The sequence below is a fragment of the Pseudactinotalea sp. HY158 genome (assembly GCF_009660225.1).
Taxonomy (GTDB): domain Bacteria; phylum Actinomycetota; class Actinomycetes; order Actinomycetales; family Beutenbergiaceae; genus HY158.
Genome location: NZ_CP045920.1, coordinates 2,883,609 through 2,902,257, shown reverse-complemented (window position 1 = coordinate 2,902,257; position 18,649 = coordinate 2,883,609). Strand labels below are relative to the sequence as shown.

Below are 18,649 nucleotides of genomic sequence, written 5' to 3'. Positions count from 1 at the left end.
CACCGATCCACCTCGGCGGTCTCGAGCCACCCGCATCGGGGAGAGTCACCGGGCGGCCATCAATCAGGAGGGCACCGTTGAACATCGTGGACCAGCTCATCGACCCCGCGATCCAGCTTGCCCGGGAATGGGCGAGCGCGAGTTCCGGCCCGCAGTCCGCGCGGGAGCGGCGCACGTCCGCCCAGCTCGCCACGCTCGTGGCGGATCCGGCCGGGCTCGACCTGGCGGTCCGGTTCGTGGACCGGGTGGCCCGCCCCGAGGATCCGCTCGCCGCGGGGCGCGCGCTCGCGCAGCTGCGGGGGAGTGCGGCCTTCCTGTCCGCGGCGGACCGGGTCCTGCTCGGCGCGGGATCGGCGCTCGCCGGGATGGCGCCGCGCCTGGTCATCCCGGCGGCGCGGGCGCGGCTGCGCCACCTCGTGGGCCACCTCGTGGTCGACTCCGCCGACCCGGCGCTCGCGAATCACCTCGCGCTCGGCTCCCAGAGCGGCCAGCGGCTCAACCTCAACCTGCTCGGGGAGGAGGTGCACGGCGAGGCGGAGGCGGCCTCCCGCACCGAGCGCACGATCGAGCTACTCGGGCGGGACGACGTGGACTACGTCTCGGTCAAGGTCTCCTCCCTCGTCTCCCAGATCAGCACGTGGGACACCGCCGGTGCCCGTGAGCGCGTCATCGAGCGGCTCCGGCCGCTGCTGCGGGCGGCCCAGGCCTCGGATCCGCAGAAGTTCGTCAACCTCGACATGGAGGAGTACCGGGACCTGGCCCTGACCGTCGAGGTGTTCGAGCACCTCCTCGCCGAGCCGGAGTGCATGTCGTTGCAGGCGGGGATCGCCCTCCAGGCCTACCTGCCCGATTCGGTCGAGGCGATGGACCGGCTCATCGGGTTCGCCCTGGCCCGGTACGACGCCGGCGGGGCTCCGATCAAGGTGCGCCTGGTCAAGGGCGCCAACCTCGCCATGGAGAAGGTCGAGGCCGAGCTGCACGGCTGGGCGCAGGCGCCGTACGAGCGCAAACGCGAGGTGGACGCGAACTACCTGCGCCTGATCGAGCGGGCGCTGCGGCCCGAGAACGCGCACGCCGTGCGGCTCGGGGTCGCCTCCCACAACCTCCACCACGTGGCCTTCGCCCACCTGCTCGCCGCGGAACGGGGCATCGCCGCGGCCCTCGACGTGGAGATGCTGCAGGGGATGGCGCCGGCGCAGGTGCGGGCCGTGCAGGCGAGCGTGCCCAACCCGATCGTGCTCTACACGCCGGTCGTGGCCAGGGCCGACTTCGGCGTCGCGGTGTCCTATCTCGTGCGCCGGCTGGAGGAGAACGCCGAGCCCGAGAACTTCCTCCACGCCCACTTCACCTCCGACCCGGAGGCGATGACCCACCAGGAGGTCGCCTTCCGGCTCGCGGCCTCCGCGCTCGAGGGCACCGGGGACCGCCCCCGACGGTCCCTGCAGCGCCCGCCGGCCGGCCCCGCGTTCGCCAACACCACCGACTCCGACCCCGCCCTCGCGCCGGTGCGCCAGCGTGCCCGTCGAGCCGTGGCGGAACCGGCGCCGGAGGTGACGATCCCGCAGCTCGAGACGACGGCCGAGGTCGAACGGGTCGTGGCCCGGGGCCGGGAGGCCGGCGCCACCTGGTCCGCGCTGCCCGCCGCCGACCGGGCCGCCGTGCTGCGTGCGATCGCCGACCGGCTCGAGGCACATCGCTGGGAGCTCGTCACCGCCATGGCCGCCGAGGGCGGCAAGACCGTCGCCGAGGCCGACCCCGAGGTGAGCGAGGCGATCGACTTCGCCCGCTACTACGCCGACCGCGCCGAGGACCTGCCCGGGCTCGCCGCCGCCGAGGGACTCACGTTCACGGCCCATACGCTCGTGCTCGTGACCCCGCCGTGGAACTTCCCGGTCGCCATCCCCGCCGGGGGAGTGCTCGCCGCGCTCGCGGCCGGGGCCGCCGTCGTGCTCAAGCCCGCACCGCAGGTGCCCGCCTGCGGGCAGGTGGTCGTGACCGCGATCCACGAGGCGCTCGCCGCCGCGGGGCAGCCGAGCGATCTCGTGCAGGCCGTCCGCGTGGCCGAGGACGACCGCGGCCGCTCGCTCGTGGCGCACGAGGGCGTCGACGCGGTGATCCTCACGGGCGCCTACGAGACGGCTCGCCGGTTCAGCGAGTGGCGGGCCGACCGCCCCGGCGGCCCGCGCGTGTACGCGGAGACGAGCGGCAAGAACGCGCTGATCGTCACCTCGAGCGCCGACTACGACCTCGCGGTCGCCGATGCCGTGCGCTCCGGGTTCGGGCACGCCGGCCAGAAGTGCTCGGCCGCCTCGCTGCTCATCCTCGTCGGTTCCGCGGGCCGGTCCTCGCAGCTGCGCCGCCAGCTCATCGACGCCGTCTCCTCCCTGCGCGTGGGGATGCCCACGGACCTCGGAGCCGGGATGGGCCCGGTCATCGAGGCCCCGAGCGGCAAGCTCGAGCGCGCGCTCACCTCCCTGGAGGAGGGCGAGTCGTGGTGGGTCGAGCCCCGGCGCCTGGACGAGTCGGGCCGGCTGTGGTCGCCCGGGCTCAAGGACGGCGTCCGGCCGGGTTCGTGGTTCCATCACACCGAGTGCTTCGGCCCGGTCGTCGGAGTCATGCACGCCCGGGATCTCGACGAGGCGATCGAGTGGCAGAACCAGGTGGCCTACGGGCTCACCGGCGGGCTGCACAGCCTCGACCCGGACGAGATCGGCACGTGGCTCGAGCGAGTCGAGGTGGGCAACGCCTATATCAACCGGCACATCACCGGAGCGATCGTGCAGCGGCAGTCCTTCGGCGGGTGGAAGCGATCGGCCGTGGGGCCCGGCGCGAAGGCCGGCGGGCCGACGTACGTGGCTCAGCTGGGGACGTGGAGCCAGACCGCCGACCCGCAGGTGCTCGGCCGGGTCGGGCCGCGGGTCGCGGCGATGCTCGAGGACGTCGCCGGCTGGGTCTCCCCGGTCGACCGGTCCGTGCTGCACAACGCCGCCCGTTCCGACGGCGCGGCCCGCGACGACTACTCGATCGACCGGGATCCGAGCGGGCTCGCCGCGGAGTCCAACGTGCTGCGGTACCGCACCGTCCCCGGTGCGACCGTGCGTGCGGGCACGGACGTCACCCCCGCCCAGGTCGTGCGCATCATGCTCGCGGCGGCGTGCGTCGGTGTGCCGATCGAGGTGAGCGTCGCCCCGGCGATCGCACAGTCGCTTCCCGAGGACGCCCGGCCCGGCCACGCCGGTCGTTCGGACCAGCCGCCCGCGAGCGGACCGGGCACCGCCGACGGTGTCCCGACCCCGGAGATCCCGGCCCGCCTCAGTCATGTGTGGCGCGTGGAGACCGGCGAGGAGTTCGCCCGACGCGTGAGCACCCGCGAGGTGACCGGCCGAGTGCGCGTGCTCGGGGAGCGTGAGCTCGGCGGGCTCGCGCGTGCGATGAACTCCGAGGTGGCCGACGTGACCCTGTTCTCGGGACCGGTGCTCACGTCCGGGCGGCGGGAGCTCCTCGTGTTCCTGCGGGAACAGGCCGTGAGCCGCACGCTGCACCGCTTCGGACACGTGGCCGCCACCCCGGAGCAGTCGGCCCCCATCGCGCAGTCGGGCCCGATCGAGCAACCAGGCCCGATCGAGCAGTCGGGCCCGATCGAGGAGTCGGGGCCGATCGAGCAGTCGGGTCCGACGGGTCCTCCGGCGGCGCCGGGAGCTGCTGCGCCGGCGCAGCCGCCCGGCCCGCCCGTGCCGCCCGGCCCGCCGGCGGGAACCACGGGCGGCCCCGAGGCCGCGCCGTTCCAGGACGATCTGCACGCCACGGGTGCCGGGCGCCCCGAATGACGGCCGGGCCCGCCATGCCCGAGAACCCGAGCACCGTGGGTGAGGCGGGCTCCCGGACATGGCGGGCCGACCTCGATTCGCTCGTCGGACGTTACCGCGCGGGTGACCTCCCGGGTCTCAAGGGGCCCCATCGTTACGACCCGGCGGAGGCGCGCGGATTCCGGCGCGCGGCCGTGCTCGCGCTGTTCACGCCGAGCGCGGCGCCGCCGGGCTCCGGCATCGACTTGTTCCTCGTGCAGCGCTCACCCCATCTCCTCCATCATCCCGGGCAGATCGCGCTGCCCGGTGGCGGCATCGACCCCGGGGAGAGCATCCTCGAGGCCGCGGTGCGGGAGGGGGAGGAGGAGACGGGCGTTCCCGCCGCCGGGATCGAGATCGTGGGCAGGCTTGGCACCGTGACCGTGCCGGTGAGTGACAACATCGTCACGCCCGTGGTCGGCTGGTGCGACGACCCCGGACACCTGCCGCACACCGACACCGCCGAGGTGCTCGAGCCGCTGCGCGTACCGGTCACGGCGCTCCTCGACCCGGCGAACCGCGCAACGATCACCTTCATGGGGCACCGATCCGCCGGATTTCGAGCGCCCACCGGCTGGGTCTGGGGATTCACGGGGAATCTCCTCGACTATGTCTTCGATCAGCTCGGCTGGACCGTTCCCTGGGACCGCGCGGTCACCCGGCGGCTCACCCTCGACGAGGCGCGCGGGCGAGGGCTGACCTAGGAGCTCGCCGCGCCGAACGGGGCCGGTGTCGCAATCGGCCTGTCGCTGTCGCCGCGTCACGCCCACCGGTCGCCGACGCCGTGGCTGCGGACATCGCGGCTTGGATCGAGCCCATCCGGACCAGTGCCCGCGCAGCGTGCCGATGCTCGCGCGGCCGGGCGGATGCGCGCCGCGCCGATGCTCGCGCGGCCGGGCGGGACCTCCGTCAGGCGGCTACCTGGACGGCGGCTGCGGGGGCCGGTCGGCGAGGATGGCCTCGAGGTCGGCTTCGCTGGGGTCGACCTCGCTGTCGGCATTGCCGTATTCGTAGTCGAGGGCGTCCATGAAGGCCTCGTCGAGGTCGTCGCGGCGGGCCCGGGAGTCCGGGCACGCTTCATGGCTCGGGACCTCCTCGAGTCCCGGGAGGGTCTCGAGACCCTGGGGGCCCTGGAGTGCGGCGAGGTCACGGCGGTGCCAGGCCTGGTCGGTGACCTCGGTGGTGCCGGTCGGGGTGCGTAGGAACCGTAGGCCCATGGGGCCCGTCCAGTAGTAGGTTCCGGGTCCGAGCATGACGTAGGACCAGGAGCCGCGTCCCTGCGGCTGCCCGGGATGATTGTGCGTCTTCCAGCGATGGTGCCGGCGGCACAGGCTCGCGAGGTTGCAGGTGCAGGTCGGCCCGCCGACCGGATCGCCCTGGGCATCGGTCTTCCAGGGGTCGATGTGGTCGGCATCGCAGGCCCGCGCCGGGCGGGCACACGCCGGGAACACGCAGGTTCGATCCCGTAGGTGGAGGTGGTCCTTGATCACGTCCCCCGCGGCATAGCCGGCGACCTCGTGTTCGGTTTCGAGGTCGATGACCGGACGCACGAACACCTGCGGCCCCCACGGCCCACCCGTCCCGCGCGGCCTTTCAGAGCCCCGTGGCCCGTCAACGGGCGCGCTGTCGGGCATGGCCGCGTCGTGGGGCGTGGTGAACATGGCCGCGACCTCGGCGGCGCTGATCACGAGTCCGGTCGGGATGCCCGGCCCCTCGATGTGCACGGGTTCACGGGCCAACCGGCCCGCGACGTAGGCCGGACCGGTGGCGTGCTCGGGACAGGCCGTGCCGGCGGCGTGTTCGGGACGAGCTGTGTCCGCCGAGGTGGCCGTGCCCGGCGGGTCCGCGCACGATCCACCGGCGGGCCGGCCGCCGTGATGACGGTCGGGATGATCAGGGGATCGGCCGTCGGGATGATCAGGAGGCGGGTTGCCGAGCTGGCGATCGGGCCGGTGATCGGGATGATCACGGGGTGGGCCGCCGGGGCCGCCGGGGTGGTCGGGTGGCCTGCCGTCGGGCCAGAACGCGGAGGCGTTCATGTGCAGGTACATGACGACCTTCGCCCGCGGCACGCCCCGACCCGACCACGCGGGCCCGCAGGACACACCACCGCCCGCAGCCGTGGCAGGCGCCTCGCCGGTCAGGTCCGCCGCCGCTCCGGCCGCGCCGAGTGCGGCCCTGCTCGCGGGCGGGTCCTCGGCTTCGCCTATTTCCGCGCCTGTAGCCATGACGTTGGTGCCGCCCGTGCAGTCCGGCGCCCCCGCCCCCGGTCCCTGGGTCTGCTGGGCCTGCTGGCCTGGTTGCCCTGCGGTGAGGTCGAAGCCGTCCTGCCGGGCCGGTGCGGGGTGGTGGGTGGCGGCGATGATGCCCTCGAACGTGAGCGAGCGTCGGGCGTCGAGGACCTCACCGGATCCGGCGGCCTTGAGTTGCGCGGCTCCGAAGGCCAGGCTCTGTTCCAGATCGAGGGCCGCGAACGCGGACACGATCGCGTCGATGCGGCCGGTGCCGTCGGTGCCGATATGGACATCGGCCCGGCGCGGATCGGCCTGCGCCCGCTGCAGTTCGGCGTACTGGTCGGGCATGTGGGTGATCATCGCCTCCCGCACCAGACCCTTGATCGCGTAGCGGCCCCGGATCGCCCCGGCGGCAGCGACCTGGACATCGACGAACCGGGCCGCCTCCACAGTCAAACCGAGGGTCTGTTCGGCCACCAGCCGGGCCGTGTGCGCCCGGGTACGCCCATCGAGCACCCGCCCGTACAGCAGCGGCAGGCGTTCGGCGACCTCGAGGGCTTCGAGGAGCATCGCCTGGGCGGCGTCGGTGGAGAAGCCGGTCACGGCCGCGAACCAGTTCGCCGCCGAATCACAATACGAGACCCCCAGGGCCAGATCGGTGTGACACGACCACGCCCCGCACTCTTCGGTGACCGGGCTGCGTTGGGCGATCTCGATCGCCAGGAAGAACAGATCGGCCTCCGCGCCCGCCTGGACCTTGCGCACCTGGCGGACCCGGTCCAGTACCGCGTCCTCGGACGCGATCGAGGCGATCTCCGCTCGCCTCGCTCGCATCTGCCGGGCCGCCTTCGTGCTCATGAAACAACCCTAGAACCGAGCACCGACATCCACCCCGGACGGCAGGCGATGCCCACACATTGCGCGACGGCATCGCCCGCATCTCGCACACCGGTGGAGCGCCACATTCTTGGTCCGCTGCTCGTTCGGGTCCCAGCAACCAACGAGTGTTCGCTCAGGTCCGGGCACCCGAGACGCGGTGGCATGCGCTGGTCTACCGTCGAGGGGAGGGCGTCGTTCGTCGCCCGTTGGGAGGACACCGGCCATGGCCACTGCCTCGGACTTCATCGCCGAGACCCTGCTTGCGAGCGGAGTGCGCCGGATCTACGGAATCGCCGGTGATTCGCTCAACGGCCTGACCGAGGCACTGCGCGAACGACCGCTGCTCGAGTGGGTGCAGGTGCGGCACGAGGAGGCGGCGGCCTTCGCGGCCGGCGCGGAGGCGGGCCTGACGGGGGAACTCGCCGTCTGCGCCGGAAGCTGCGGGCCGGGCAACCTGCACCTGATCAACGGACTCTTCGACGCCCACCGCTCCCGCGTGCCCGTGCTCGCGATCGCCGCGCAGGTGCCGAGCGAGGAGATCGGCTCCGAATTCTTCCAGGAGACCAGCCCGAAGGAACTGTTCCGAGGCTGCAGCGTCTACGCGGCAGACGTCACAGCTGCCGAACATCTGCCCCGCCTCCTTCGGATCGCGATGCGTGCGGCGCTCTCCAAGCGTGGCGTGGCCGTGCTCGTGATCCCCGGAGACGTGGGACTGGCGGAACTGTCCGCAGAAGCCGAGCGGATCAGCGCGACCCGCGCGTGCGTCGTCCCTCATCCGGAGGAGCTCGCCGCCGCGGCGGCGGCCCTCGACGCCGGTGAGCGGGTCACCATCCTCGCGGGCGCCGGATGCGAGGGCGCCCACGGCGAGCTCATCGCGCTGGCCGACCGGCTCGGGGCGCCGATCGTGCACACCCTGCGCGGGAAGGAACACGTCGAGCACGACAATCCCCTCGACGTCGGGATGACCGGCCTGCTCGGCTTCTCCTCGGGATACCGGGCGATGGAGCGCTGCGACACGCTTCTCATGCTCGGCACGGACCTTCCCTATCAGCAGTTCTATCCGGAGCGCGCGACCGTCATCCAGGTCGACCTGCGCGGCGAGCAGATCGGGCGCCGCACGAGGGTGGACATCCCCATCGTCGGCAGCGTGCGGGAGACCATCGAGGCGCTCCTGCCCCGCGTCGAGCGACACCACTCCCGCAAGCACGTGAAGCAGCTGGTCAAGCACTACGAACGCACTCGATCCGAACTCGACGACCTCGCGACCCCGGCCCGCGGCTCCCAGCCGATCCACCCGCAATACCTCACGCGACTCATCGACGATGCGGCGTCCGACGACGCCGTGTTCATCCCCGACGTCGGCTCCCCGGTCGTCTGGGCGGCCCGCTATCTCCGCCTCAACGGCGCACGCCGGCTCATCGGCTCGTTCGCCCACGGGTCCATGGCGAACGCGCTCCCGCAGGCGATCGGGGCCCAGCGCGCGTATCCGGGGCGGCAGGTGATCGCGCTCGCCGGGGACGGCGGGCTGACGATGCTCATGGGCGAGCTCGTGACCCTCACCCAGCTCGAGCTGCCGGTCAAGGTCGTCGTGTTCAACAACGACTCCCTCAACTTCGTCGAGCTCGAGATGAAGGCGGCAGGTTTCCCAACCTTCGGCACCGGCCTGCGCAACCCGGACTTCGCGGCCGTCGGCGAGGCGCTCGGGATGCGCGGCCTGCGGGTCGAGCGGTCGAAGCAGCTGCCCCGAGCCGTCGAGGACCTCCTCGCCCACGATGGCCCGGCGATCCTCGACGTCGCCACGGAGCGGCAGGAGCTGTCGCTGCCGCCGGCGATCAGCGCCGCGCAGGCGAAGGGCTTCGCGCTCTTCGCGATTCGAACGGTGCTCTCGGGCCGCGGAACAGAACTCATCGACCTCGCCCGCACGAACATGCGGCAAGTCCTATGACCAACCACCTCGCCGACTCCCTCAGCCCCTACCTGCTCCAGCACGCCGACAACCCCGTCGACTGGGACGAGTGGGGGCCCGCGGCGCTCGCCGAGGCGAAGCGCCGCGACGTCCCGACCCGTGTGTTGCAAATATGCAACACTGCTGTAGGTTGGCGATATGGACCTTGCGGAGCGCATCTCGACGCTGCGTCGCGTGAACGGGCTCAGTGCTCGACAACTCGCGGCGTTGGTCGACGTTGCCCCGACGACGGTGACCCGGATCGAGTCCGGTGCGGTCAGCCCGTCGTTCGATCTGACTCAGGAGATCCTGGCGGTCCTGGGGGAGCCGATCGGATTCACCGGTGCCGTCGACGTCGGGGCGATCGCAGCCGCCCGGTTGGCCTTCGATCCCATGTTGGGCATCGAGGTGACGCCGGCTGTTGACGCCTGGCGGCAGCGCTGGGCGCGGATCGGGCTCATCGATGACCGCGGCCGGACGGTCGCCGGCAAAGAAGCCGATCTCCTGTTTCGGGCGGGGCGCGCCGCTCGGCTGACTCGTCGGGCCGGAGCGGTCGGTTTCAAGGCCGGCGCGACCGCATTCGAGCTTGCCGATGCCTTGGGTCCCGCAGGCGTGGACTACGCCGTGACCGGCGATGCCGGTGCGAACCTCTATCGCTCCAGCGCGGGCGAGGCGTGGCCGGTCCTCTACGTCGAGGACGTCGAACGCGCAGCCCAGACTGCGGGCCTGGTGCGCAAAGACCCGGTCTCCTTCGGCATGCGCGTCACCCTGATCCCGTTCGACGGGGTGTGTGAGCTCGGGCGCACCACGATCGATGACGTCACGGTGGTGGCACGCGACCAGGTCGTCATCGACGCCTACGGCGGCATCGACCGCATGGCCGAACAGGCCGACATCCTGCTGGGGCGGCGAGTGGCATGAGGGACCTCAAGGCGCCGCGCACCGAGATCGAGTGGAGCCGCCGTGCGATCATCAACGTCGTCGGTGTCCTTGCGGCCCATGCCGAATCGCTGACGTTGGTCGGAGCCCACGCCGTCCTCTTGCGCACGATGGACCTCGACGTGCCGAGGATGCCGACCGGAGACGGCGACCTCGGCGTCACACCGGGGTTGGTCGGCGATGTGCCCAGCATCGAGGCACTGCTGGCTGAAGCCGGCTACGAACATCGCACCAGGGCGCGGCCGGGACTGTGGGGGCGAGAGTCGTACGACGAGCCGGACGGGACGCGGGCGTTCCGGGAGAAGATCGACCTGCTCGCGCCGCACGGCTTGTCGGGCACGGCGAGCCGGACCAGGCGGGGGGTGCCCGCTCTGCAACCAGCGCACGGCAAGCTCGCGGTCGGAAACGCCTTGGGTCTAGAGCTTGCGGCCTTCAATCGATCACCCCTGACGATCACCGACCTCGCCGACGCGCGACTGTCGGCGCGGGTCAACGTGGCCGAGGTCCCTGCGCTGATCCTCGCCAAGGGCTCCAAGATCGGAGAACGGCTGCGGGCGCCGCGCAAGGGGCAGGTCCGCGACAAGGACCTCGGCGACCTATGGCGGCTCATGGCCGTGGCCGATCCGGTCGACACGGCCCGGGTGATCGACGAGTTCGCCGACCACGCCGAGGTCGGGGCGGACGTCCGCCAGAGCGTCGAGTGGACAGCCGGGGTCCTCCGCGACCGAGTGAACGTCGAGCGCGCCAAGTCGTCCTTCGACACGTTCGTCGACCCAGCAGCGATCGATCACGTCTTCGAGTCGTGGAGGGAATTCCTTGTTTGACCGAATTGCTCTTCGGTGTCCAGGCGAGAGCCGGAGCTGGAAGACTGGTCATCGCGACTACCAGGCTTGCATCAGCATGATCTACACGCCACTCGTCAGGAGTCATGAGAGGTGACCAACCACCTCGCCGACTCCCTCAGCCCCTACCTGCTCCAGCGCGCCGACAACCCCGTCGACTGGGACGAGTGGGGGCCCGCGGCGCTCGCCGAGGCGAAGCGCCGCGACGTCCCGATCCTGCTGAGCGTGGGATATGCGGCCTGCCACTGGTGCCACGAGGTTGAGGGATCGTCAGGGGCCGAGGCATCCGATCGGGATCACGTGAACGCCGTCGCGCCGCCGGCCGCCGGCGCCTGTCGACGTGATCACGCCGAGACATGCAGGTTCCTTGTGGCGGTCGGTGTCGACGTTCCTGGCGAACTTGAGCAGGGATGCGGCCCCGGCGTCGACGTCGCGTGGGTTGAGCTTGACCTCGAAGGCTGCCCACTTGTTGTCCCGAGCGGTCAGCACGGCGTCGACCTCGTTACCGTTTTCGTCGCGCCAGGAGTCGACCTGCCCTCGGTGCAGCTGCGCGTAGATGCGGAGGTCACGGATGACCAGCGCTTCGAAGTGGAAGCCCAACGCCAGGGGATCGGCCTTGAGTTCGGCACTGCCGATATTCAGTGCGGCGGGTCCGATCGAGGGGTCGATGAAGTAGCGCACGGGCGCGGTGCGGAGTCGGGCTCGCGAGCGCATGTGAGGGCGCCAGGCCGCGGAGTCGTCGGTGAGCCACAGGCGGGTGAGTGCATCGAGGTAGCCGGTGAGCGTCTCGTACGCGATCGGCCCCCTCTCGCCCCCGACGTCCTTGACCAGATCGCTCAACTTGACTGGCTGTCCGACGCCGCGACCCAGCGCTTCGAGGAGGCGTCGCAGATTGCCGGGGTTGCGGCGGTGGCCCATCTCTGGGACGTCCACCTCCACGACCTGGCGCAGGTAGTCGGCCAGCCAGTCGCGTGCGAAGTCCTCGTCGGCGTCGAGCAGCTGTGGCCAACCGCCGGTGATGATGCGGCGGAGCAGCTCGTCGAAGGACAGGTGCGTCCCCAGGCCCGTCTGGCGCTCGCCATCCAACAGGCCGGCCAGCGACATCTCCCCAGTCGAGTGGCCGGATTCGAACAGGCTCATCGGCCGCATCTGCATGACGGAGAACCGCCCCGCCCCGGAGTGCCGACTCGCGTCGTCGCGAGGTCGGGCGGATCCGGTGAGGATGAACTGCCCCTTCTCGGCGCGGTCGTCCACTAACGTTTGCGTAGGATGAAGTCGAACTCTTACGGTCGATGAATCTGAAGATTCGGATCGCTTGAAGTCGAACTTTTGCGGCTGCGCTTGGCGTGTTCGCACGGTGAGTTCGTTGCGGACGCGTCGCTCGTGGATCTGCAGGACCGCGAGTGGGTCGATCTTCCCGTAGGCCGTTGGCCAGGTCGGCCCACCCGTAGTCGCTGTTGAGGAAGAGTGATCCAGGAGCCGTTGACGTGCGCGTAGCCGCGATCCAAGAAGACGTCGATTGCCGCAGCCCGTTCTGCTCGCCGAGGCGCAGGCCGCCGAAGCCGGCGACGCGGATCTTCGTACCGAATAGCGGGAGGCGAGTCATCAGCGGGTCGTCGCCGTCAGGTCCGCACAGCTGGCCGCGGAGGTCCTCGCGGCCGCGCTGGGAGAAGAGTGTCCTCCCGCCCTTGCCCATCGCACGACGGCTCTACTCCACCGGCCACTTCGTCACCGGCACGCCGCACCCGCCACAGCCGCGTGCCGCCGAGGGGGCCCGGCTTGCCCTGCGCGGGCAGCTTCGGCCGAGAACGAGTCGCCACGAGACCTCCTACGCTGGAGGAACCCTCGTACGCGAATCTCGTGCATCACTCACGAAGAAGTGATGCACGCGCCACTCGTTAGGAGTCATGGCACATGGCCAACCGTCTCGCATCGGCTACGAGTCCCTACCTGCTCCAGCACGCTGACAACCCCGTGGACTGGCACGAGTGGGGGCCCGCGGCGCTCGCCGAGGCGAAGCGCCGCGACGTCCCGATCCTGCTGAGCGTGGGATATGCGGCCTGCCACTGGTGCCACGTCATGGCCAGGGAGTCCTTCAGTGATGAGAAGGTCGCCGCCGCGATCAACGCGGGCTTCGTGCCGATCAAGGTCGACCGCGAGGAACGGCCGGACATCGACGCGATCTACATGAACGCCACGGTCGCGACGACCGGCCAGGGCGGCTGGCCGATGACCTGCTTCCTCACCCCGGACGGTGAGCCGTTCGCGTGCGGCACCTACTACCCACGCGATCAGTTCCTGCGCCTACTGGATGCAGTCGCGGCCGCGTGGGAGAAGAATCGCGACGCCGTGACCCAGTCGTCGGCCGAGGTCACCGCGCACCTGCGGGCCCTGTCCGCCCCGCCGCCCGCCCCCATCGACGCCGCGACCCTCGAGGCCGCCGTCACGACCCTGCAGGGCTCCTTCGACCCGGTGAACGCGGGCTTCGGCACCGCCCCGAAGTTCCCGCCCTCGATGGTGCTCACCTTCCTGCTGCGCCACGCGGCCCGCACCGGCTCGGCGCCCGCCCTCGACCTGGCCGAGCGCACCGCGACCGCGATGGCCCGCGGCGGCATCTACGACCAGCTCGCCGGTGGCTTCGCGCGCTACAGCGTCGACGAGGCCTGGGTCGTGCCGCACTTCGAGAAGATGCTCTACGACAACGCCCTCCTCCTGCGCGCCTATCTGCACTGGTTCCGCCTCACCGGAGCCCCGCTCGCCGAGCGCGTCGTGCGCGAGACCTGCAGCTTCCTGCTCGCCGACCTGCGCGCCCCGGGTGGCGGCTTCGCCTCCTCGCTCAACGCGGAGACCGGGGGAGTCGAGGGGGCGACGTACGTGTGGTCGCCGGCCGAGTTGGCCGAGGTGCTCGGGCGTGTGGACGGCGCCCGCGCGGCCGAGCTTCTCGGCGTCACCCCGGGCGGCACGTACGAGGGCGGCTCCTCGACCCTGCGGCTGCGCGGCGACGTGGGGGAATGGCCGACGTGGCGTGCGGCGCTTCGGGCGGCCCGGTCCCGGCGGGGTCAGCCGGACGTGGACGACAAGGTGGTCGCCTCCTGGAACGGCCTGGCGATCGCCGCGCTCGCCGAGGCGGGCGCGCTCCTGGCCGAACCGGACTGGATCGACGCCGCGGCCCGCGCCGCCCGGTTCGTGCTCGACGTGCACGGCACACCTGCCTCCCAGGCCGGTCAGGCAGGTCAGGCAGGTCAGGCCGGTCAGGCCGCTCAGGCCGGTCAGGCGGGTCAGGCCGGCGGATCACGACCCGAAGCCGGTGATCCGGCGGCCGGAGTCCGGCTGTGGCGGGTCTCCCGGAACGGCCGGGCGGGGGAGGCGCTCGGGGCCGCCGACGACTACGGCAACCTGGCCGAGGGCCTGCTCGCCCTCCACCAGGCCACCGGCGAGAGCGAGTGGCTGGGCCGGGCGCGCCGTCTGCTCGCGGCCGCGCTCGAGCATTTCCCGGACGGGCGGGGCGGCTTCTACGACACGCCCGACGACGGTGAGGTGCTCCTGCACCGGCCGCGCACCGCCGGCGACAACGCCGAGCCCTGCGCCACCTCCGCGCTCGCGGGTGCGTTGCTCACCTACTCCGCCCTCACCGGGGACCTGCGCGCGGAGGCCGGCGCTGCGATCGCGGCCGAGGGGGCCGTGGCCGCCCGCAGTCCCCGCTTCGCGGGCTGGACGCTCGCGGTCGCCGAGGCCGCCATCGCCGGGCCTCGGCAGGTGGCGATCGTCGGCACCGACGAGGCGGCCGCCGACCTGCTCGCGGCCGCGCGCGGTTCCGCCTCGCCGGGCCAGGTGACCCTCGCCGGCGCGCCCGGCGGCGAGCACCCGCTGTTGAGCGGGCGACCACTGGTGGACGGGCGCAGTAGCGCCTACGTGTGCGAGCAGTTCGTGTGCCGCCGCCCCGTCACGACCCTGGCCGATCTGCGCGCCGAACTCGGCTGACGGGCGGGCCTCGAGACCACCCCGCCGGCTCAGGACCTGCTCGGCGCGCCGACCCGATGGCGCGGTAGCAGCCGCGGCACCCGGGCGGCGTACTCCTCGTATCCGGGGTGGCGCCGGCGCAGGAACCCCTCCTCGTAGCGGGACTTCGAGTCGAGCAGCGCGGCGAGGGCGAGCGCCCCGAGCCGGTGCCGCCGGCCGCCCGAGCGCAGGGCGCGCCCGGCGGCGCCGAGGAGGAGGCCGGCATAGATGGGATGGCGCACGATCCCGTACGCCCCCTCCGTGCGCAGAGCGGCCCCGGCCCGGGGAGCCGGGGAGGCCTGGAGCTGCCCGCCGAGCCCGGCCATGCCCCAGAACGCCAGCCCGGCCCCACCGGCCATCATCCCCAGCCCGGCCACCCGGGAGAACCTGCCCGGGCGGTGCGCCGGGTCACGCGGGCGCTCGGGCCAGGCCACGGCTGCGAGGCAGATGCCCTGACCGAGCAGATACCCGGCTACGCGCGGGCGGGAGACGTCGTCCATGCGCTCGACGGTACGCCCGCCCTCCGGCCGGCGAGCCTACTTCGAGTAGTCGACCGTGATCTCGCCGAGCTGGACCGACAGGTCCATCGTGTTCGCGGAGGCGGGATCCTGACGGATCCGCAGGTCACCGGTCGAACCGAGGGCGCTGGAGCGGGTGACCGCGTACTCGGCCTCGGGTACGGCCAGGTCGATCTGCCCGACCGAGACGTTCGCGGTGACCTGGCGCGGGCAGGTGTTGGGCCGAGGGGTGGGTCGCAGTCAGGGCCTCAAAATGCGATGAGAGCGAGGTAAGGTCGCTCCTGCCTGCCCGCGCCCACAAATCCCACGCTCTGAACATTTCGGTCTCACGCCCAACGTTGATCGTTGACAAGCGACGCCCTGGACGATGGTATGGAGACGTATCGTTCTGCCATGGCCCGCAATGGTGGCTACTATGACTAATAGTAGCTGATTGGTAGGGGGAATTTTATTTACAATTCGTCAAGGGGTGGGCGCTGCGTCAGCAGTTGTGCTCCGCTGGGCTATTGTCGCGCTCGTCGCGTCACTCGCCGTCGTGATGACCGGGTCACTCGCTAGCGCGCAGACACATACGTCAGTAAACTCAGATCGCTATACCGTCGAAACGGCCGACGGTCCGCGCGCGGTGATTGTTGATCGTGATGCTCTAACCGTGACAGTGACTCTCGCCGATGGTGAGAAAACCCTCTTCGAGGCGGGTCATCCGGTAGCGGAAGCGGTGCTCGACGGTTCTCCAGTTGTGGGAACTGCAGAAACGCAGCCCTCGCTCGGTGAGTCCCCTGCCGCTTTGGAATTGCCGACCGGTGATATGATGACGACTAGTAGCTCAACGGCTTGCACATGGGCCTTGTGGGCGATAGGTATTATCAACACGTGGGGTGGGGAGCGTTGATCGCATTGGCGGGGGTGAATCCAATAGTCGCCGGATTCGTAATACTCGGCCACAGTGCGTTCTTCACGTGGGTCGGTACGCACTGCTAATTTGAGACGGAGGCATCCATGGCAGACCGTCGGCGCGGCATATTGTGTGCAGTATTATGGATAATTGGAGGTTGCTCCATGGTAGCGACGGTGCTGCTTTTAATGAATGGTGATGCGCTTCCGGCTCTCGCTGTTCTGGTGGCTGGCGCGCTACTCGTCTGGGCATTAATTGTGGGCATCCGTTCGATCAGTCGCGGCGCGCTGAGTGATCTCGCGCGGACGAGGCGAGCCTATGTCTCTGGAGGGGTATATGTAGGCTTCACAGCCACAGGCACCATTCTAGCCATTACGTCGCATGAATTGCTTAGTCAAGTGTTCCTCATGGCTGGAGTCGGGGGCTCCCTAGGTATTTTGACGGCACTCGCTGCACTGCAAAGCTCTCGGAGGGGTTCAGACCTCCGGAAGTAGCGCCGAGGACAGCCTTGAAGACCAGCACGCCGGCACTTCCTGTGGATAACCCGACTCGCGAATCGCTACGCGTTCCAGACGGTGCCTCGGACACAAGCCCGCAGATCCGAGCAACGTGCCATCGCTACTTCCGGAGGTCTGAGCCTGGATCCACCGTGCTGGTTTGAGTCTGGGTGGCGTGGGAGCATGAGAATGCCCTCCTGGCCTGGGATAATGCGTGTTGTCAACGCACGCAGTCCCAAAAAAGAAGGGCATCTCGTAGATGCAACTATCTCATGTCTCCTCGGTACGGTTCGACGATCCGAACCTGGTCGGCGTGGCGGGTCTTGTCCCGGTGATGGCGCTGGCCGAGCGGGCCGGGCTGTCGGCGCTGGTCGGTGAGCATCTGAGTCTGTCGGGTGCGGGCAGCGCGAACCCAGGGGCGAAGGTGTTGGCGCTGGTCGCGGGTATGACCGCGGGGGCCGACTCCATCGATGACATGGACCTGTTGCGCCACGGCGGGATGGGCAAATTGTTCCAGGATGCGCGTGCGCCCTCGACGCTGGGCACGTTCCTACGCGCGTTCACCTTCGGGCATGTCCGCCAGCTCGACGCGATCGCCTCCCGCTTCCTGACCCGTCTGGCCGGGCAGGCCCCGGTGCTGGCCGGTGCCGGTCAGATCGCCTACGTCGATATCGACGACACGATCAAGGAGACCTACGGGTACGCCAAGCAGGGCGCCGGGTACGGCTACAACAAGGTCAAGGGCCTCAACGCGCTGATCGCGACCGTGGCCACCCCGGTGGCCGCGCCGGTGATCGTGGGCACGCGGCTACGCCGGGGCCCGGCCAACAGTGCACGCGGGGCGGGCAAGTTCGTCGCCGATTCCCTCGCCGCCGCCCGGACGGCCGGCGCCGGCGGGGTGGTGATCCTGCGCGCCGATTCGGCCTACTACAGCCGTGAGGTGGCCGCCGCGGGGCCGGGCCGGTGCCCACTTCTCGTTGACCGCGCGGATGAACCCGGCGATCACGGCCGCGATCACCAGCATCGACGCGCAGGCCTGGACCCCGATCCGGTACCCGAACGCGATCTGGGACGAAGACGAGGGCCGGTTGATCTCTGATGCCCAGGTCGCCGAGATCCCCTTCACCGCGTTCACCTCCCGTCCCAAGGCCGAGCACATCAGCGCACGGCTGATCGTGCGCCGCGTCAAACGGCTCAACCCCGCAGCCACCAGGGCCGGGCAGGACGAACTGTTCGCCACCTACCGGTACCACGCCGTCTTCACCGACTCGCCCCTGAGCATGCTCGAGGCCGAGAAGGCCCACCGCGCCCACGCCATCATCGAGGGCGTCCACGCCGATCTACGCGCCTCGGCCCTGGCCCACGCGCCCTCGGGCAAGTTCACCGCGAATGCGGCCTGGCTCGTGCTGGCCGCGATCGCGTTCAACCTCACCCGCGCCGCCGGGACCCTGGCCTCCCTCTTCCACGCCCGGGCCACCACCGCGACCATCCGAGACCACCTCATCCGCGTCCCCGCCCGGATCGCGTCCTCGGCACGACGGCTGATCATGCACCTACCCCGGAACTGGGCCCACCAAGGCCCCTGGGAAGCGCTCTATGTCGCTGCCTGCGGGCCACCCCCAGCCCCGGCGACCTGACCACCAGCCCCCACGGGCACGACCGGAACACAAGTGGAAAAGCCGGGCAGACCGGCAGCCCCGCCACGCCCACACGACCCGACCCGCCAGAACCCGGCCCTCACACCCTCACCACGACCCGGACGGTGGATCCAGGCTGAGGTGAGGGCGAGTGACAGCGTTGCGAGTTGATGGTGCCGGCCGCTACCCAGAAGAGTCCGCCAGCCCGGCCCCGCCGGCCATCATCCCGAGCCCAGGACTCCTGACATAGCTATTGCTTGACCGGCGTGTTTACTGGCAAAGGTGCTGGTCGTCGCGGTCAGCATGTGAGATAATTATTGGGTGAGTTTGTATCGGTTGGTCGGGGTGGTGAGATGGCGGTCATGACTGTCCAGGCACCGCTACCGTTGGCACCGTTCGGCGCGGTTCAGATCGGTGAG

Annotated in this window: 9 protein-coding genes and 4 pseudogenes; 9 read left to right on the top strand and 4 right to left on the bottom strand. The window is 70.6% G+C overall.

From position 1 onward, the window contains the following. Positions 1–365 precede the first annotated feature (365 nt). Positions 366–2,831, top strand: a pseudogene (locus GCE65_RS12705) (bifunctional proline dehydrogenase/L-glutamate gamma-semialdehyde dehydrogenase); the annotation flags it as partial. Positions 2,832–3,316: 485 nt separating this feature from the next. On the opposite strand, the gene GCE65_RS17115 reads toward GCE65_RS12705, so the two are convergent. Then, positions 3,317–3,760 carry a hypothetical protein gene (locus tag GCE65_RS17115; RefSeq protein WP_370460228.1) on the bottom strand — a complete coding sequence of 148 codons (444 nt, stop codon included), beginning with the start codon at positions 3,758–3,760 and terminating at the stop codon, positions 3,317–3,319. 63 nt (positions 3,761–3,823) lie between these two features. Here GCE65_RS17115 and GCE65_RS12695 point away from each other — a divergent pair, with 63 nt between their 5' ends. Continuing rightward, positions 3,824–4,549 carry a CoA pyrophosphatase gene (locus GCE65_RS12695; protein ID WP_228759948.1) on the top strand — a complete coding sequence of 242 codons (726 nt, stop codon included), beginning with the start codon at positions 3,824–3,826 and terminating at the stop codon, positions 4,547–4,549. 213 nt (positions 4,550–4,762) lie between these two features. On the opposite strand, the gene GCE65_RS12690 is transcribed toward GCE65_RS12695, so the two are convergent. After that, positions 4,763–6,937: an HNH endonuclease signature motif containing protein gene (locus tag GCE65_RS12690; protein ID WP_153878656.1), complete on the bottom strand. Its 2,175-nt coding sequence runs from the start codon at positions 6,935–6,937 to the stop codon at positions 4,763–4,765. 244 nt (positions 6,938–7,181) lie between these two features. Here GCE65_RS12690 and poxB point away from each other — a divergent pair, with 244 nt between their 5' ends. From poxB to GCE65_RS12665, 5 genes and pseudogenes are all read left to right on the top strand, one after another. Beyond that, positions 7,182–8,903 carry a ubiquinone-dependent pyruvate dehydrogenase gene (poxB, locus tag GCE65_RS12685; RefSeq protein ID WP_153878655.1) on the top strand — a complete coding sequence of 574 codons (1,722 nt, stop codon included), beginning with the start codon at positions 7,182–7,184 and terminating at the stop codon, positions 8,901–8,903. After that, a pseudogene (locus GCE65_RS12680) lies at positions 8,900–9,028 on the top strand (DUF255 domain-containing protein); the annotation flags it as partial. The gene poxB and the pseudogene GCE65_RS12680, both read left to right, overlap by 4 nt. 34 nt (positions 9,029–9,062) lie before the next feature. Then, on the top strand, positions 9,063–9,824 hold the full coding sequence (locus GCE65_RS12675) for a helix-turn-helix domain-containing protein (RefSeq protein ID WP_153878654.1): 762 nt from the start codon (positions 9,063–9,065) through the stop codon (positions 9,822–9,824). Continuing rightward, the gene (locus tag GCE65_RS12670) at positions 9,821–10,666 is read left to right on the top strand and encodes a hypothetical protein (RefSeq protein ID WP_153878653.1); all 846 of its coding nucleotides are present in this window, start codon (positions 9,821–9,823) and stop codon (positions 10,664–10,666) included. Before GCE65_RS12675 ends, GCE65_RS12670 begins: the two co-directional genes overlap by 4 nt. Before the next feature lie 111 nt (positions 10,667–10,777). After that, a pseudogene (locus GCE65_RS12665) lies at positions 10,778–10,972 on the top strand (DUF255 domain-containing protein); the annotation flags it as partial. On the opposite strand, the gene GCE65_RS12660 reads toward GCE65_RS12665, so the two are convergent. Continuing rightward, positions 10,955–11,938, bottom strand: coding sequence for an ATP-binding protein (locus tag GCE65_RS12660; RefSeq protein ID WP_228759947.1), 984 nt, complete (start codon positions 11,936–11,938; stop codon positions 10,955–10,957). The pseudogene GCE65_RS12665 and the gene GCE65_RS12660 overlap by 18 nt on opposite strands. Positions 11,939–12,598: 660 nt before the next feature. Between GCE65_RS12660 and GCE65_RS12655 the strand changes: the two genes are divergently transcribed. Beyond that, on the top strand, positions 12,599–14,665 hold the full coding sequence (locus GCE65_RS12655) for a thioredoxin domain-containing protein (protein ID WP_153878652.1): 2,067 nt from the start codon (positions 12,599–12,601) through the stop codon (positions 14,663–14,665). 29 nt (positions 14,666–14,694) lie between these two features. Here the strand turns inward: GCE65_RS12655 and GCE65_RS12650 are convergent, their stop codons facing one another. Beyond that, on the bottom strand, positions 14,695–15,183 hold the full coding sequence (locus GCE65_RS12650) for an isoprenylcysteine carboxylmethyltransferase family protein (RefSeq protein WP_153878651.1): 489 nt from the start codon (positions 15,181–15,183) through the stop codon (positions 14,695–14,697). 1,669 nt (positions 15,184–16,852) lie between these two features. Between GCE65_RS12650 and GCE65_RS12645 the strand changes: the two are divergent. Beyond that, positions 16,853–18,230 (top strand): annotated as a pseudogene (locus tag GCE65_RS12645) (IS1380 family transposase). Positions 18,231–18,649: the final 419 nt, after the last annotated feature.

Excerpts from the sequence above, each read along its gene's own strand:
- GCE65_RS12655 (WP_153878652.1), top strand. The coding sequence starts at position 12,599 with ATGGCCAACCGTCTCGCATCGGCTACGAGTCCCTACCTGCTCCAGCAC.
- GCE65_RS12695 (WP_228759948.1), top strand. The coding sequence starts at position 3,824 with ATGACGGCCGGGCCCGCCATGCCCGAGAACCCGAGCACCGTGGGTGAG.
- poxB (WP_153878655.1), top strand. The coding sequence starts at position 7,182 with ATGGCCACTGCCTCGGACTTCATCGCCGAGACCCTGCTTGCGAGCGGA.
- GCE65_RS12675 (WP_153878654.1), top strand. The coding sequence starts at position 9,063 with ATGGACCTTGCGGAGCGCATCTCGACGCTGCGTCGCGTGAACGGGCTC.
- GCE65_RS12670 (WP_153878653.1), top strand. The coding sequence starts at position 9,821 with ATGAGGGACCTCAAGGCGCCGCGCACCGAGATCGAGTGGAGCCGCCGT.
- GCE65_RS12690 (WP_153878656.1), bottom strand. The coding sequence starts at position 6,937 with ATGAGCACGAAGGCGGCCCGGCAGATGCGAGCGAGGCGAGCGGAGATC.
- GCE65_RS12650 (WP_153878651.1), bottom strand. The coding sequence starts at position 15,183 with ATGGACGACGTCTCCCGCCCGCGCGTAGCCGGGTATCTGCTCGGTCAG.